Annotated in this window: 10 protein-coding genes and 2 pseudogenes; 8 read left to right on the top strand and 4 right to left on the bottom strand. The window is 71.9% G+C overall.

From position 1 onward, the window contains the following. Positions 1-14: 14 nt before the first annotated feature. A complete protein-coding gene (locus ACIP60_RS04310; RefSeq protein WP_400679828.1) occupies positions 15-137 on the bottom strand; it encodes a hypothetical protein in 123 nt (40 codons plus the stop codon). On the opposite strand from ACIP60_RS04310, the gene ACIP60_RS04305 reads away from it, so the two are divergent. The 4 genes and pseudogenes from ACIP60_RS04305 to ACIP60_RS04290 all read left to right on the top strand — a co-directional run bounded on the left by ACIP60_RS04305 (position 136) and on the right by ACIP60_RS04290 (position 4,596). Further along, positions 136-699 (top strand): hypothetical protein, encoded by a 564-nt coding sequence (locus tag ACIP60_RS04305; protein WP_400679826.1) that lies wholly within the window; start codon positions 136-138, stop codon positions 697-699. The genes ACIP60_RS04310 and ACIP60_RS04305 overlap by 2 nt on opposite strands. A gap of 53 nt (positions 700-752) precedes the next feature. Further along, positions 753-1,632: pseudogene (locus tag ACIP60_RS04300) on the top strand (IS5 family transposase). Positions 1,633-1,799: 167 nt separating this feature from the next. Further along, positions 1,800-3,341 (top strand): alkaline phosphatase D family protein, encoded by a 1,542-nt coding sequence (locus tag ACIP60_RS04295; protein WP_400679825.1) that lies wholly within the window; start codon positions 1,800-1,802, stop codon positions 3,339-3,341. Next, positions 3,334-4,596, top strand: coding sequence for a hypothetical protein (locus ACIP60_RS04290; protein WP_400679822.1), 1,263 nt, complete (start codon positions 3,334-3,336; stop codon positions 4,594-4,596). Before ACIP60_RS04295 ends, ACIP60_RS04290 begins: the two co-directional genes overlap by 8 nt. 70 nt (positions 4,597-4,666) lie before the next feature. Here the strand turns inward: ACIP60_RS04290 and ACIP60_RS04285 are convergent. Next, positions 4,667-5,209 (bottom strand): annotated as a pseudogene (locus tag ACIP60_RS04285) (GNAT family N-acetyltransferase); the annotation flags it as partial. Between the two features lie 122 nt (positions 5,210-5,331). After that, entirely contained in the window at positions 5,332-5,880 is a 549-nt protein-coding gene (locus tag ACIP60_RS04280) for a GNAT family N-acetyltransferase (RefSeq protein WP_400679820.1), read from the bottom strand. A gap of 212 nt (positions 5,881-6,092) precedes the next feature. Between ACIP60_RS04280 and ACIP60_RS04275 the strand changes: the two genes are divergently transcribed. The 4 genes from ACIP60_RS04275 to ACIP60_RS04260 all read left to right on the top strand — a co-directional run bounded on the left by ACIP60_RS04275 (position 6,093) and on the right by ACIP60_RS04260 (position 14,039). Continuing rightward, the gene (locus ACIP60_RS04275; RefSeq protein WP_400679819.1) at positions 6,093-6,962 is read left to right on the top strand and encodes an NAD(P)-dependent oxidoreductase; all 870 of its coding nucleotides are present in this window, start codon (positions 6,093-6,095) and stop codon (positions 6,960-6,962) included. Between the two features lie 723 nt (positions 6,963-7,685). Further along, the gene (locus ACIP60_RS04270) at positions 7,686-8,762 is read left to right on the top strand and encodes an LCP family protein (RefSeq protein WP_400679818.1); all 1,077 of its coding nucleotides are present in this window, start codon (positions 7,686-7,688) and stop codon (positions 8,760-8,762) included. A 17-nt stretch (positions 8,763-8,779) separates the two neighbouring features. Beyond that, positions 8,780-12,571: a CDP-glycerol glycerophosphotransferase family protein gene (locus ACIP60_RS04265; RefSeq protein ID WP_400679817.1), complete on the top strand. Its 3,792-nt coding sequence runs from the start codon at positions 8,780-8,782 to the stop codon at positions 12,569-12,571. Beyond that, positions 12,564-14,039, top strand: coding sequence for a hypothetical protein (locus ACIP60_RS04260; RefSeq protein WP_400679816.1), 1,476 nt, complete (start codon positions 12,564-12,566; stop codon positions 14,037-14,039). The genes ACIP60_RS04265 and ACIP60_RS04260 overlap by 8 nt, the downstream gene beginning before the upstream one ends. Positions 14,040-14,046: 7 nt before the next feature. Here ACIP60_RS04260 and ACIP60_RS04255 read toward each other — a convergent pair whose 3' ends face one another. Next, positions 14,047-15,018, bottom strand: coding sequence for an endonuclease/exonuclease/phosphatase family protein (locus ACIP60_RS04255; protein ID WP_400679815.1), 972 nt, complete (start codon positions 15,016-15,018; stop codon positions 14,047-14,049). Between the last annotated feature and the right edge of the window lie 17 nt (positions 15,019-15,035).

The raw sequence follows: 15,035 nt of genomic DNA, 5'->3' as shown, positions 1-15,035 counted from the left end.
TCTGAAAGTGCTGGTCACAGCCACTCGTTGATGGCTGCGACCAGCACGGTCCCGGCGTCGCGATGGCTCCGTGTCACGAGCCCGGCCCGCAAAAAGAACGCGACAGCGTGCGCGGGCCTGGCAATGATGGCAGCCATGACGGATGGAACTGGACCTGAGCCGCTGGGCCTGTGCATCGTGGCCAACATCGCCCCGGAGACCGGCCAGGGCGAAGGCGGGCTGGAGATTCGCCAGGGGCATCGGCACTTCGTGGCGGGGGCAAAGGTGTGGGTCGCGCCGCCGGGCTGGGGCGACGGCGGTGAAAGCGTCATCGTGGCCGGACGCCACCGGGGGAACAGCCGTCGTTACGCGCGAATCGTGATCAGGAGGCGGTTCCTCGTGAACTTCCGGGTCCGCGCCGTCTACAGTCCGGCGCTGGTAAGGGCGTTGACAGCGGCGGAGCCCGGTAAGGAGAAGGAGTCCGCCGCCCGCTTCCTGTGGTCTCCGGAAGAGGCGGAGAGCCGGGCGCGCTCCTGGAACACTCCGAAGTTGGAGGCGCAGCTAGACGGCCGGTCCATTTGGACCCGTCTGGTGACCGATCCTCCGCCCATGGAGCTGCACCTCGACGGTGTCACCTACTACCTGGCTCATTTCAACGCCAACCGGGCTCGCTACTCATCCGAGCCGCCACCGGTGGAGCCGTCTCCGACGACCGGCTGAAGGAGGCAGCCCGCTCCCAGAAGTGGATCAAGGTCATGCGATGATCACCTTCCATGGCCCGGGGAGATCTGACGGCCGCCCAGTGGGCAGTGCTGGAACCGCTGCTACCGCAGGGCGTCAAGCCCGGCCGGCCTCCGTTGCGCACCAAGCGGCAGCTGATCAACGGTACACGGCTCCGCACCCGCACCCGCACCCGCATTCCGTGGGGGGGACCTGTCGGTGCGCTACGGGCCATGGGGGCGGTATGCAGGCCGTTCCGTCGCTGGCAGCGTGACGGCACATGGCACCGGGTCCTCGAACAGCTTCAGGCCCGGGCCGATGCGAAGGGCCTGATCACCTGGGACATCTCCGTAGACTCCACGATCGTTCGCGCAACCGGCATGCAGCCGGTGCGCGCAAAAAGGGGACCTGCAGGTCGAGTCGCCCGGTGGTGCCTTCACCGAGCCCGGCGACCATGGGCTCGGACGTTCCCGCGGCGGACTGACTTCCAAGATCCACCTGGCCGTCGGGCAGGCCCAGAAGCCTATGTCGCTCGTGATCACCGCCGGACAGCGCGGCGACTCCCCGCAGTTCCAGGTCGTCCTGGACCGAATCCGCGTGCCGCGCCTGGGCCCGGGACGCCCGCGTGCACGGCCGCACAGGGTCCGCGCCGACAAGGCGTACGGGGCCCGCGCGAACCGCGTCCACCTGCGAAGACGCCACGTCTATTGCACGATCCTCGAGAAGCGGGACCAGATCGCGAACCGCAGGAAACGTGGTTCCCACGGCGGGCGGCCACCGAAGTTCGACAAGGACGGCTACAAGGAGCGCCACGCGGTGGAGTGCGGGACCAGCCGCCTCAAGCGCCACCGAGCGGTCGCCACAAGGTACGACAAACTCGCCGTTCGCTACGAAGCGACCGTGCTGGTCGCAGCCATCAACGAGTGGCTGTGACCAGCACTTTCAAAACACGCCCTAGGCCGCTCACCCTCCCCTCGCACCAGCCGTCCGAAGGAGGTCGTACGCCCCCGACACCCCGCCAACTCGCGCCTTCACCCCGTCACTTGACGGACCTTCCGGTAAGGTCGGAAGTTCATCTGGACCCGCGAACATGGCTTGTCATGAGCAACCTCAGTCGCCGCATCTTCCTGCTAGGCGGGCTCACCACCGCAGGTGCCGCCGCGCTCCAACTCGGCGCGATGGCCCCGTCGTCGGCCGCCGCCTCCACCCCCTTCCCCTTCACGCTCGGCGTCGCCTCCGGAGAACCGGACGACAGCAGCGTGGTGCTCTGGACCCGGCTGGCTCCCGCGCCGACCAACGCGGACGGCCAGGGCGGCATGCCCAACGCCGACGTCGCCGTCGACTGGCAGGTGTCGGCCGACCAGAACTTCACCAGCCTGATCGGCTCCGGGACGGTCACCGCCCGCTACGCCCAGGCCCACGCGGTGCACGTGCTGGCCGGCGGGCTCGCCCCGGACTCGGAGTACTACTACCGGTTCCGGGCCCAGGGGTTCATCTCCCCGGTGGGCCGGACCCGCACCGCACCGGCGCCGGGCACGCCCGGGCGGGCCTTCACGATGGCCTTCGCCTCGTGCGCCCACTACGAGCAGGGCTACTACACCGCCTACCGCCGGATGGCCGACGACCGCCCCGACCTGATCCTGCACCTGGGCGACTACATCTACGAGGGCGGCGCCACCACCACCGGCGTGCGCCAGCACCTCGGCAGCGAGATCGTCTCGCTGGCCGACTACCGCCGCCGCTACGCGCTCTACCGCACCGACCCGGACCTGCAGGCCGCGCACGCGATCGCGCCGTGGCTGGTGGTCCCGGACGACCACGAGGTGGAGAACAACTACGCCAACATGGTCCGCGCCGACAGCAGCCCCGTACTGACGGCCGCCCAGTGGACCGCGCGGCGCACCGCCGCGTACCAGGCGTACTTCGAGAACATGCCGCTGCGGGCCGCCGCGACGCCCTCCGGCAACAGCATCCAGCTCTACCGCCGGGTCCGCTGGGGCACCCTCGCCACGTTCCACATGCTCGACACCCGCCAGTTCCGCGACGACCAGGCCTGCGGGGACGGGACGAAGGTCTGCGCCGACGCCGACCTGGCCGGCCGTTCGATCACCGGCTCGGCCCAGGAGGCGTGGCTGCTCGACGGGCTCGGCCAGCGCCTGAGCACCTGGGACCTGATCGGCCAGCAGGTCTTCTTCGCCCGCAACGTGAACGCGTCCGGCGCGATGAACATGGACGCCTGGGACGGGTACCGGGCCAGCCGGTCCCGCATCCAGCAGGGCATCGTCGACCGGGCCGTGCGCAACCCGGTCGTCCTCACCGGCGACGTGCACGCGTCCTGGGGCAACGACCTCAAGGCCGACTACGCGAACCCGTCGTCGGCGACGATCGGCTCCGAGCTGGTCTGCACCTCCATCACCAGCGGCGGCGACGGCAGCGCCACCACGGCGGTCCCCAACGGGTCGCTCAACCCGCACCTGCGCTTCTACTCCAACCGGCGCGGCTACGTCCGCACCCGGATCGAGCCCTCGCAGATCACCGCCGACTTCCGGTCGGTGGCGGCGGTGACCGAGCACGGCGCGGCGGCGACCACCGCCAAGACCTTCATCATCCACGACGGACAGCCGGGGTTGGCCGATGCGTAAGCTCTCCGTACTCGGCGCGGTTGCCGCCGGTCTCGCCGCGGTCCTCGCCCTGGTCGCCCCGGCCTCGGCGGCGGGGCCCTCGTCCTGGGTGACCGTGAACAGCGACGCCACCGGCGACCAGGACTCCTCCTCGATCGCGACCGACCGCCTCGGCGACGTCGCGGTGGTCTGGGAGGACGACCGCGACACGACCGACCCGGGCGACGACGCGCACAGCGACGTGTGGGTGCGGATGTACCGCGACGGCGCCTCCGCCTACGAGACGAAGCTCTCGGCCGGCGGGACGGCGGGCACCGCCTGGCGGCACCTCCAGCCCGACGTGGGCCTCGACGACCGGGGCGACGCCGTCGTCGTGTGGGCGGAGGACCCGGACGGCAACGGGCTCTACAACATCGTCTACCGGGTGCTCTCCCCGACCGGCGCGGTCCTCGGCTCCGGCCGGGTCAACGCGAACGCCGACGGCCAGCAGCTCCACCCGCGCGTCGCGGTCGACCCGGACGGCGCGCCGGGCAGCACCACCGCGGTCGCGTTCTCGGTGGTCTGGGAGGACGTCCAGGGCACCGCGGCGGCGACCGTGAAGGCGGCCGGGTTCACCGGGACCACCACCAAGGCGTACGAGGTGACGGTCAACGCGACCGGCGGCGCGCACCACGACCCCGACGTGGCGACCTCCGCCTCGGGCGACGCCGTCGTCGTCTGGGACGAGGACACCGACGGCAACGGCTACTACCAGATCGGCCTGGTGAAGCTGGCCAAGGCCAACGGGGCCGTCACGCTCAGCCGCCGCAGCGCCAACGGCGTCGCCGACGGGCAGCAGCAACGCCCTGCCGTGGCCGCCGACTTCAATGGCGACTTCGTCGTGGCCTGGGAGTCCGACCACACCGGCACCCGCGGCGTCTGGGCCCGGTCGTTCACCGCGACCGGCACCGCCGGCCCGGCCGAGGTCGAGATCTCCGGCGGCACCGGGGCCGGCAACCCCACCGTCGGCATCGACGACCAGCGCCACGCCGTGGTCGGCTGGAGCGTCGCCGGCGCCGACCCGGCGGTCCGGGCCCGGGGCCTCAACCCCGACGGCACCTTCACCGGCCGGCTGCCCTCCCAGTCCGTCAGCAAGGTCACGACCGGCCGGCAGGAGCAGGCCGCGGTGGCCTCCTCCCCGTTCGGCGCGCTCGCGGTGTCGTACACCGACGACAACGACGGCAACGACTTCGACCAGGTCCTGCTGAGCCTGGGAGCGACCAACGCCGACTGGTGACACCGGGCCGAACACGGGCCGCCCCGGACGGACCACCTCCGCCGGGGCGGCCCGGAACCCACCGCTCCTCGACCGGCAGGACGCGCCGGTACCAGGTGCCCTGCCTGCCGCCGAGGTCCGCCGGGCCGACGGGGCCGACCGGGACGAAGCCCGCCTTGACCAGCACCCGCCGGGAGGCGGCGTTCTGCTGCGCGACCGCCGCCCGCCGCGAGCTCGGCCCGCGCCGGTCCGCCGCCAGTCGGCACAGGCCGCGGACCGCCGCGGTCGCCACGCCGCGACCGGTGGCGTGCTGCGCGACCCGGTAGCCGAGTTTCGCACCGCCGCCGCGCCCGTTGTCGCTCTCGCTCTCGCTGCCGGTGCCGGTGTCACTGCCGCTGCCGATGTCGAAGAGGTTGAACCTGCCGAGCACCGAGCCGTCCTCGGCGCGGAGCAGGTGGGAGGCGCATGCGCCGGATTCCTGCTCGGCCGGCAGGGCCCGGTGCCGGTCGGCGTACCGTTCGGAGAAGTCGTCACCGCGGTCGGAGACGGCCGCCGCGAAGTACGCCCGGTCCGCCGGCTCGAAGGCCGGCACCGCCGGGGCGTGGTCGGCGCGCACCTGCTCCGGTTCGGGCACCGGCCGACCCTATCCGGGCGGCGCGTCGCGGTCATCCGGGTTTCCGGCGGCGGCCGGTGCCGGGTCCGGTCGGCCCCCGCACTCCCCCGGCGCCGGCGCGGGGCGTCACCGGCCGCCGCGGGTCACCACAGCTCGCCCTCGCGCCAGTCGCAGACCAGGTCGGCGTCGAGGTCCAACTCCCCTTCGCCGCCCAGGAGGTAGATCCCGCCGTCCTCCTCGGCGGTGCGCTGCCGCCCGTGCGGGCCGAGGGCCCAGGTGGGGCCGGGCCAGGGGCGCCAGCCGCGGGCGAGGCAGAACGGGACGCCCTCCTCGCTGGCGCCGAGGGCGCCGATCTCGTGGGCGGCCCGGACGACGCGTTCCGCCTCGTCCATCAACTTCCCTCCGACGCCCCGCCGTTGGCGGCTCCGGCGGACGGCCACGCCTTCCAGGTAGCCGGTCCGCAGGATGCGGTCGCCGTTCATCAGGCGGCGCTGCACCACGGCCGCGTGTCCGATCAACTCGCCGTCCTCCCAGGCGAGTACGTGCAGGCCGCCGAGGCAGTGCGTCCAGTCCTCCTCGGTCATGTCGTCCGCGCCGAAGACCTCGAACAGCAGGGCCCGGGCCGCCCGCCGGGTCTCCGGGTCGAGGTCCGCCGTGTGCACCGTCCGCACCGTCACCGTGTCCGCCACCATGGGAGCATCCTGGCAGACCGGGCACGGCCGGAGGGCGACACCACCCGCGCTCCGGCCCCGCCCGTCCGGGCCGTTCACCCGTCCGCGCCGTAGCATCGCCTCGGAACATCCGCCAAGATCCACCGGCCGAGAACCACCGGCCGAGACCGGTCGGGCGGGGTCCGCCAGGAGGGGCCCGTCGGGGGTCCGCCGAGAACTGGGAGGCACTGCGCATGGACGTCGGTTTCGTCGGTCTGGGGGGAATGGGGCGGGCGATGGCCCGTCGGCTGCTGGCGGCCGGGCACGCGGTGCGGGTGTGGAACCGCTCGCCGGAGCCGGTGGCCGAGCTGGTCGCGGACGGGGCCTCGGCCGCCGGGTCGCTCGCCGAGGCGTTCGGGGCGCAGGTGGTGGTGTCCATGCTCGCGGACGACCGGGTGGTCGAAAGCCTGTTGCTGGACGAGGAGTTGCTGTCCGGCGCCCGGGCCGTCACGCACGCCAACATGGCCACCGTCTCACCCGCGCTGGCCCGCCGGGCCGCCGAACTGCACGCCCGGCACGGCCTCGGGTACGTCGCGGCGCCGGTGCTGGGGCGGACGGACGTCGCGGCGGCCGGGAACCTCAACATCCTCGCGGCCGGCCCGTCCGCCGAACTGGACCGGCTGGCACCGCTGTTCGAGGCGATGGGACGCCGCACCTGGCCGCTCGGGGAGGACCCCGCGGCGGCCAACGTCGCGAAGATCGGCGCCAACTTCCTGCTGGTGTCGGCGATCGAGGCGTTCTCGGAGGCCGCCGCGCTCGCCGAGGCCAACGGGCTCGACCCGGCGGCGCTGCTCGACGTGCTCACCAACTCCCTCTTCCCCGGCCCGGTGTACGCCGGCTACGGGTCGATGATCACCCAGCGGACCTTCGAGCCGGCCGGGTTCCGCCTGGCCCTCGGCCTCAAGGACGTGAACCTCGCCCTGGACGCCGGAGCCGCCTCCGAAGTCCCGCTCCCGCTGGCCTCGCTGCTGCGCGACTCACTGCTCCAGGCGGTCGCCCACGGCCACGGCGAACAGGACCTCGCCGCGGTCTCCACCACCTCCCGCACCCGCGCCGGAATCTGACCGCCCGGCGGCCGGGAAGACACCCCGGCCGCCTGCTCAGCCGGAGCACCCGGCGCGAACGGCCGGATGAGGGTTGCCGAAGAGCCCCCCCCAGCCACCGACATTGCGAGTTCGGCCCGGGCAGGCGGGGATTGCGGCGACGGCCAGTTCTCCCTGCGGCAAGGCACCCGCATTTTCCTGACTTCCGGTCAGGACCCGGGCGGTTCGGAGCAGCGCCGCAGAGCGCCGCTGGACGAATGACACGAAGTCGACCTTTCGGGCGGCTTTATCGCGCCCGCCCGCCCGCACCGGCCGCATATCGATGCACTCACCGCCCTCCCTTCGGCGCTCCCGCAGTCAGGACGGCTCTCCGTCGACCCCTGCCACCTGGAGCCGTGGAAGCGACGCACCCCACCTGCCGAGGTCCGGGTCGATCCGGCGGTCCGGGCCCAACCCGGCCCCGAGGAAAGCCAATTGAGAACCCGCTCGGAAAATTAATCCCCCCCTCACCATCCGCCGGGGGAAACCAAATCGCCAGATGAGGGCGAAATGCGGACAGGCCGCCGAAGACGGGTACGAACAGCATGGAATCGGCTGCTCACGCTGAGTGATTCCATGATTGCGTAAAGATTCGATATGGGAATGTGATCCAGTCGGTTAAGTTCGGGTGAAAAGCGCGTGAGAACATTTACTCCGCGCACATACCAGTACAGCCGTGCGTCACGACCAGGAGGACGCACAGGCATGGCGAAGACCGATGAGATGTCGACCGGCGGGACGCCGTACGCGGCCCTGGACACCCCGGCGAAGCCGCGGCGGCGGGCCCGCCGGATCCTGCTGATCACCGGCGGCACGGTGCTGGTGCTCGCGCTGGCCGCGGGCGGGGCCGCGTACCTGGGCTACCGTCACCTGGAGGGCAACCTCGACACCGTCGACATCGACAAGGCGCTGGGTGGGGACGACCGGCCGGCCGTGCTGCCGACCGGCGCGCAGGACATCCTGGTGCTCGGCTCGGACTCCCGCAGCGGCGACAACGGCGACTTGGCGGGCGGCGACGTCGGCGGCACCGCGCGCTCCGACACCGCGATGGTGGTTCACATACCCGAGGGCCGCGCGAACGCCACCGTGGTGAGCATCCCCCGCGACACCATGGTCGCCCGTCCGGCGTGCACCACCACCGACGGCAAGCAGGTGGCCGGCGCGCCCCGCGTGATGTTCAACTCGATCTACACCACGGCGGGCCCGTCCTGCGTGGTGAAGACCGTCGAGTCCATGACGGGCCTGCGGATGAACCACTACGTCGAGATCGACTTCGCCGGGTTCAAGGACCTGGTGGACGCGATGGGCGGGGTGGAGATCACCACCGACGCCCCGATCGACGACGAGTACAGCGGCTTGCACCTGCCCGCCGGCACCCACGTGCTGGACGGCACGCAGGCGCTCGCCTTCGTCCGCACCCGGCACGGCATCGGCGACGGCAGCGACCTCGGCCGGATCGGCCTGCAGCAGAAGTTCCTGCTCTCCGTCCTGTCCCAGCTCCAGCGCAAGGGCACCCTCTCCAGCCCGACCAAGGCCTACGGCGTGGCGGACGCGGCCACCAAGGCGCTCACCACCGACACCTCGCTGGGGTCGCTCAACGGCCTGCTCGACTTCGCGCAGAGCATGAAGGGCCTCCAGCCCGAGCGGATGAAGACCGTGATGCTCCCGGTGGTCACCGACCGGATCGACCACAACCGGGTGGCCGCCGACGAGCCCCGCGCCCAGCTGCTCTGGCAGGCCCTGCGCGAGGACAAGCCCGTCCCGGCCTCCTCCGCCGGCTGACAGAGAGACGGATTCCCGTGGTTGCCCAGCGCCCGAAACTGAGCGTCGTCGTGCCCTTCCAGGACGTCGAGATGTACCTCACCGAATGTCTGGAGTCCATCGCCCGGCAGTCGTTCCGCGACTTCGAGGTCATCCTGGTCGACGACGGCTCGACCGACTCCTCCACCGCGATCGCCCGGGCGATGTGCGCCCGGGACCCGCGCTTCCGGCTGATCCGGCAGGACGCGCACGGCCCGGGCCACGCCCGCAACACCGGCCTGCACGCGCTCCACCCGGAGGCGGAGTTCCTCGTCTTCGCCGACGGCGACGACGTGGTGCCCGAGCACGCCTACGAGACGCTGCTGCGCACCCTGGAGGAGTCCGGTTCGGACTTCGTCTCCGGCAACGTGCAGATGATGAACTCGACGAAGAAGTGGCAGTCCCCGCTGCACCGGGCCCCGATGGCCGCCGACCGGCGGGGCACCCACATCACCCGCTTCGACAAGCTGATCTACGACCGCACGGTGTGGAACAAGCTGTTCCGCCGGAGCTTCTGGGACTACTACTTCATCGAGTTCCCCGAGGGGGTCCTCTACGAGGACTCCTGGGTGAACATGTTCGCACACTTCCGGGCGTCCAAGGTCGACACCATCACCGACGTCGTCTACTACTGGCGCCGCCGCGAGGGCAACGCGGCCCCCTCCATCACCCAGCGGCACCACGAGGTCGGCAACCTGCGCGACCGGGTCGACGCCGTCCTCAGCGTCAGCCGCTTCCTCGGGCAGCACCGTTCCAGGCGCTTCGCCGAGTCCAAGCGCAAGTACGACCTGGCCTGCCTCACCTCCGACCTGATGCTCCACCTGAAGGCGCTCCCGGACGGCGACGAGGAGTACCGGGAGTCCTTCGTCACCTGGGCCAACGAGTTCCTGGACGAGGCCGGCGAGGACCTGATCGGGGAACTGCCCGCCGAGGCCCGGGTGAAGTGGCTGCTGGTGCGCCGGCGCAAGCTCCAGGAGCTGCTGGACGTCGTCGAGTTCGAGCGCCGGGGCGGGCCGATGCCGGTCCAGCGCCGCCTCCACCGCTACCTGCAGTACCCGACCCTGGGCGACCGCAGCCTCGGCATCGACCGCAAGGCCTACCGCCTCGACAAGGAACTCTCCCTGCACGCCTCGATCAGCGGGGCGAGCTGGGACGGCGACCGGCTGAACATCACGGGTTCCGCCTACATCCGGTACATCAACATCCACAAGCGCCACATGTCGATCAAAGCCCTCGCCCTGCGCAACAAGAAGCAGGGCCGCCTCGTGGTGGCGACGGCGAAGACCGTCTACGCCCCCCAGGCCACCGAGCACTCCAACCAGGCCCGGTACTGCTACGACTGGGCAGGCTTCGAAGCCTCCTTCGACACCACCCGCCTCCAGCACAAGGGCCAGTGGGTCGAGGGCACCTGGGACGTGGCGGCCGGCGTGCTCAGCCGCGGCCTGCTCCGCTACCGGGGCATCGAGCGCGGCGGCGCGGGCAGCGCCGCCAACCCGCCCTACCGGTACGTCGACAAGAACACCCGGCTGCTGCCGCTGTTCCTCAAGGACCGGCTCAAGCTCCGGGTGGAGGTGGTCCGCTGCCGGATCACCAAGCACGAACTCGCCGGTGACAAGATCCGCATCCGCGGCGTCTACCTGGGTCCGACCGTGCCGGAGTGGGGAAAACTGCGCCTCACCAGCCTCGGCGCGGCCGGCCAGCACGACGCCTGGGTCAAGTTCCTCGACAGCGGCGACGGTTGGGCCAGCTGGGTGACCACCGTGCCGATGAGCGCCCTCGTCCCGGGCCACCGCGCCGCCGGCGAAGCCGAGGACGACGCGCCCAAGTCTTGGGAGATGGGCGGCAACGGCTGGAAGACCACCTTCCACGTCGCCGGGCGCAAGATGACGATGTACCCGGTCATGGCCGAGGAGACCCCGGACGGCCACTACCGGCTGCCCGCGGCCCTGCAGAACCCGGACGGCGACCGCGAGGTCGTGCTGCACCGCAACGGCTCCGGCTACCTGGTGCTGTTCGAGCGCTCCGCCCTGCCGCTGGTCACCCGCACCGGCTGGGACGAGGACGGCTCGCTGGAGATCGTCGGCCACTACGCCGCCCTCGAACTGCTCACCCCCGAACAGCTGCGCGACACCCACCTAGTGGTGCGCTCCCGTGCCCAGGGAGCCGAGCGGGCCGTGGCGCTCGAGTGGCGCGGCAGCTACTTCCGCGCCGTGGTGAAGCCCGCCGCGATGCGCACCCTGGCCGGCTCCATACCCCTGGCGGCCGGCCGCTGGGACTTCTTCCTGCGCCGCCAGGACCCCTCCACGGTGGCTCCCGAGGAGCGCCTGGCAGATCTGATGCTCAAGATCGACCAGCCGACCATCGGGACCTTCCCGCAGGACTACGAGCGCAACCTGCGCCGCTACGAACTCCAGGCCGAGGCCTACGACCGGCTGTCCCTGCTGGTCCACTCGGCGATGCCCGACCACGCCCGCGGCCCCTACCGGCAGAAACTGCTGCGCACCAAGGCGTACCCCGCCGCCCGCCAGCAGCCCGTCCGCGCCACCGTGCTGTTCGACGCCTTCAAGGGCACCCAGTACTCCGACAGTCCGCGCGCCCTGCACGAGGAACTGGTGCGCCGCCAGGTCCCGCTGGAGCACCTGTGGGTGGTCAAGGACGACCAGGTCGACGTCCCCGACACCGCCCGCGCGGTGCGCATGTGGTCGCCCGAGTGGTACGAGGCCCTCGCCACCAGCCACTACGTCGTGGCCAACAACCACCTGCCCGACTGGTTCCGCAAGCGCCCCGGCCAGACCGTCGTCCAGACCTGGCACGGCACCCCGCTGAAGAAGATCGGCCACGACATCGAGGCCGTGCACTTCGCCGACAAGCGCTACCTCGAACGCCTGGCCGTCGAGGTGGAGAACTGGGACCTGCTGGTCTCCCCCAACAGCTTCTCCACCCCGATCCTGCGCCGCGCCTTCGGCTTCCCCGGCGAGATCGTCGAGTCCGGCTACCCGCGCAACGACGTGCTGCGCCGCCCGGACACCGGTCAGCGCGCCGCCGAGATCCGCCGCCGGATCGGCGTCCCCGACGGCAAGCGGGTCGTGCTGTACGCCCCGACCTGGCGCGACGACCAGTACTACGCCCCCGGCCGGTACAAGCTCGACTTCCGGATCGACCTGGACGACGCCCGCGCCCGCCTCGGCCACGACCACGTCCTGCTGGTGCGCCGCCACCCCAACGTGGTGGACCCGGTGCCCGGTGCCGGCGACGGCTTCGTCCACGACGTCTCCGACTACCCGGACATGGCCGACCTGTCGCTGATCACCGACGTGATGATCACCGACTACTCCTCCCTGATGTTCGACTTCGCCAACACCGGCCGCCCGCTGCTGTTCTTCACCTACGACCTGGAGCACTACCGCGACACCCTGCGCGGCTTCTACTTCGACTTCGAGCACAGCGCCCCCGGGCCGCTGCTCTTCGACTCCCCGGAGCTGATCTCCTCGATCCGGGACGCCGAGCGCATCCGGCAGCGCTACGCGGAGCGCTACCGGCGCTTCCAGGACGCCTTCTGCGACCTGGACGACGGGTACGCCTCGGCCCGCCTGGCGGAGCGGATCCTGGTCGCGGGCGGCGACCTGGTGCAGCTGCCGCAGCAGGCGTCGGCACTCCCGTCCCGCCCGTCCGGCGGCACCCGGCCGGGCCCCCGCTCCTTCCGCGAACCCGACGGGGCCGCGGCGGTGGTGGAGCCGCCGCGCGACCTCCAGGCAGAACTGCGCAGACGATTGGACTCGGCCCATGCCTGACCAGGCCAAGCACACCCGCCGCATCTTCACCGGTGTGGACACCACGGGCGCCGTCCCGATCGAGTACCGCTTCTCGCACGCCCGCAACGGCAACCGGCGCCTGGTCGTGGTGTTCGCCAACCTCACCGCGCCGGACGAGTACGGCTGGGCCAACGGCGTCCTGGACAAGGTGCGCGCCAACATCCTGTGGATCCGCGACTCCTTCGAGGGGGCCAACACCTACTACCTGTGCAAGGGGATGGACTTCTCGCTGGAGCGCTCCGTCGCCGGGCTGATCGACCGGGTGATGCGGTCGCTGCACCTGACGCCGCAGGACGTCACCGTCTTCGGTAGCTCCAAAGGGGGCAGCGCGGCGCTGTTCTACGGCCTCAAGTACGGCTTCGGCAACATCGTCGCCAGCGTGCCCCAGTTCCACATCGGCTCCTACGTGCTGGCCGACATGCCCGACGCGGCCCGGCTGATGATGGGCGAGGTGACCGAGCACAACGTCGCCGTTCTCGACGCCGTCCTGCCGGACCTGGCGGCGGCCAGCCCGCACCGCAACGCCAACATCTACCTGGTCACCTCCCCGCAGGACGAGCAGTTCCCGCGGCAGGTGCAACCGTTCCTCCACCTCTTCCAGGGCTACGCGAACTTCAACCTCGTCTACAACGACTCGGTGCTGATCACCGGCCACGGCAAGGTGACGCTGCGGAACCTGCCCACCATCATGGGCATCCTCAACCTGCTGGTGGACGGCGTCGTCCCGCGGATCGGCCTGATCACCAACGGCGGCGAGGTCCCGGAGCCCGACCTCACCGCGATCGAGCAGTTCCTCAAGGACACCTCGCAGGTCAAGGGCGACTCCTTCCCCCGACCGGTGATCACCTTCCCGCCGGCCGAGGCGCTGCTCCCACCGGACGGCGTGGCCGTCGCCGGCTTCGCGCCGGGCGGCGTGCGGGTCAGCATCTGGGAGAACGGCAAGTACCTCGCCTCGGCCCCGGTCGCCGCCGACGGCAGCTGGTCCTGGCAGGCGAACCGGGCCTTCACCGCGGGCCGGCACTTGCTGCGCGTGTTCGCCGCCGACGCCAGCAACGTCCAGAGCGAACGCTCCGACGTGGTCTTCACCATCGACCGGCACGCCCCCCGCGCCCAGCCCACCGTCACCGAGACGCCGCCGCCCGCGCCGGTGGTCACCGAACCGGTGGACAACAGCTACGTGCCCGGCCCCACCGTGCGGCTGAGCGGCCACGCGTTCGGCGCCGAGCGGGTCGAACTCGCCATCGGCGAGCACGCGCTGGGCACCGTCCCCGTCGAGGACGGCCTGTGGAGCTGGCAGCCCGCCTGGGAGTGGCGCGGCGGCGGCCACACCGTCGAGGCCCGGGCGGCCTACTCCGACGGCCGGACCTCGCCGCCCGGCCAGGTCACCTTCGTGGTGGCCGGCGCGCTCGCCCGCAACCCCGTGCTCCAGCAGCGCTACGGCGGCTGACGGGCAGTCAGGACGTGACGGCGACGGTGAGCAGTTCGGCCTCGTGGTCGGAGGAGCCGGTGTCCACCCGGCCGCAGCCGTACCGGGGCAGTGCGGTGAACAGGTAGTCCAGCTTGAGCCCGTTCTCGTGGGTGGCGGCGAAGCCGGAGCGCTGGTCCGGCCTCTCCTGGGCGCACTCCCGGACGGTGTCGAAGTAGGCGGCGGGCCAGATCCAGGCGTCCCGGTTGTTCGGGCCCGGCGGCGAGGAGTTGAAGTCGCCGCCGAACACCGAGCCGGTCGTGCCCGGCGTTCGGGCCGTCCCGGCGGCGAGCAGCGCCGCCAGTTGGTCGTCACGGAGATCCGCACCGCGATCGGACCGGTCGGTGGGCGGCAGCGAGAGGTGCGCGACGCACAGCCGCAGGCCGCTGCCGGGCGGAGCGGTCGCAGTCGCGGCGCTCGAGGAGGCGGTGGGCGCGGCGGTGGCGCACAGGATGCCGCGGCGCAGGCCGTGCTCGGGCTGGGGCGCGGCGACCGGGGAGACGTCCGTGAGCGGGGCCGCCGCCAGGATGCCGATGCCGGCCTCGCCCCGGCCGTCGCCGCACTCCACCGGGGCGGCGGTGCCCGTCTCGTCCACCTGTGTGTACGGCTGGAAGACGAACCGCCAGCCCGCGCCGAGCCCGGCCCGGTCCAGGTCGCCCCGGCAGGCCTCCTGCACCAGCACCGCCCGCGCCCCGTGGTCCTTCGCCAGCGAGCGCAGCGCCCCGGCCTTCTGCTCGCCGCCGCCGTACTCGGCACAGCCCCAGGAGGCCACTCCGCACATGTTCCAGGTCGCCACCGTCAGCCGGGGCCCGTCCGGGCCGCCCTCGTCGGCCCTCGCCCCCGCACCGTGCCGCACCACGGGCACCAGCCCGAGCAGCAGCACCCCGGCCGCCGCGCCCAGAACCGCCCGCAGGCGAAGGTTCGGCCGCGGCCCCGGGACACTGGTGCGGTAGGGCGGCACGGCATCCCCCGGAGCGC

Source organism: Kitasatospora sp. NPDC088783 (assembly GCF_044750705.1).
Taxonomy (GTDB): Bacteria; Actinomycetota; Actinomycetes; order Streptomycetales; family Streptomycetaceae; genus Kitasatospora; species Kitasatospora fiedleri.
Note: the sequence above shows the minus strand (reverse complement) of the source record. Positions and strands in the feature narration are given on the sequence as shown.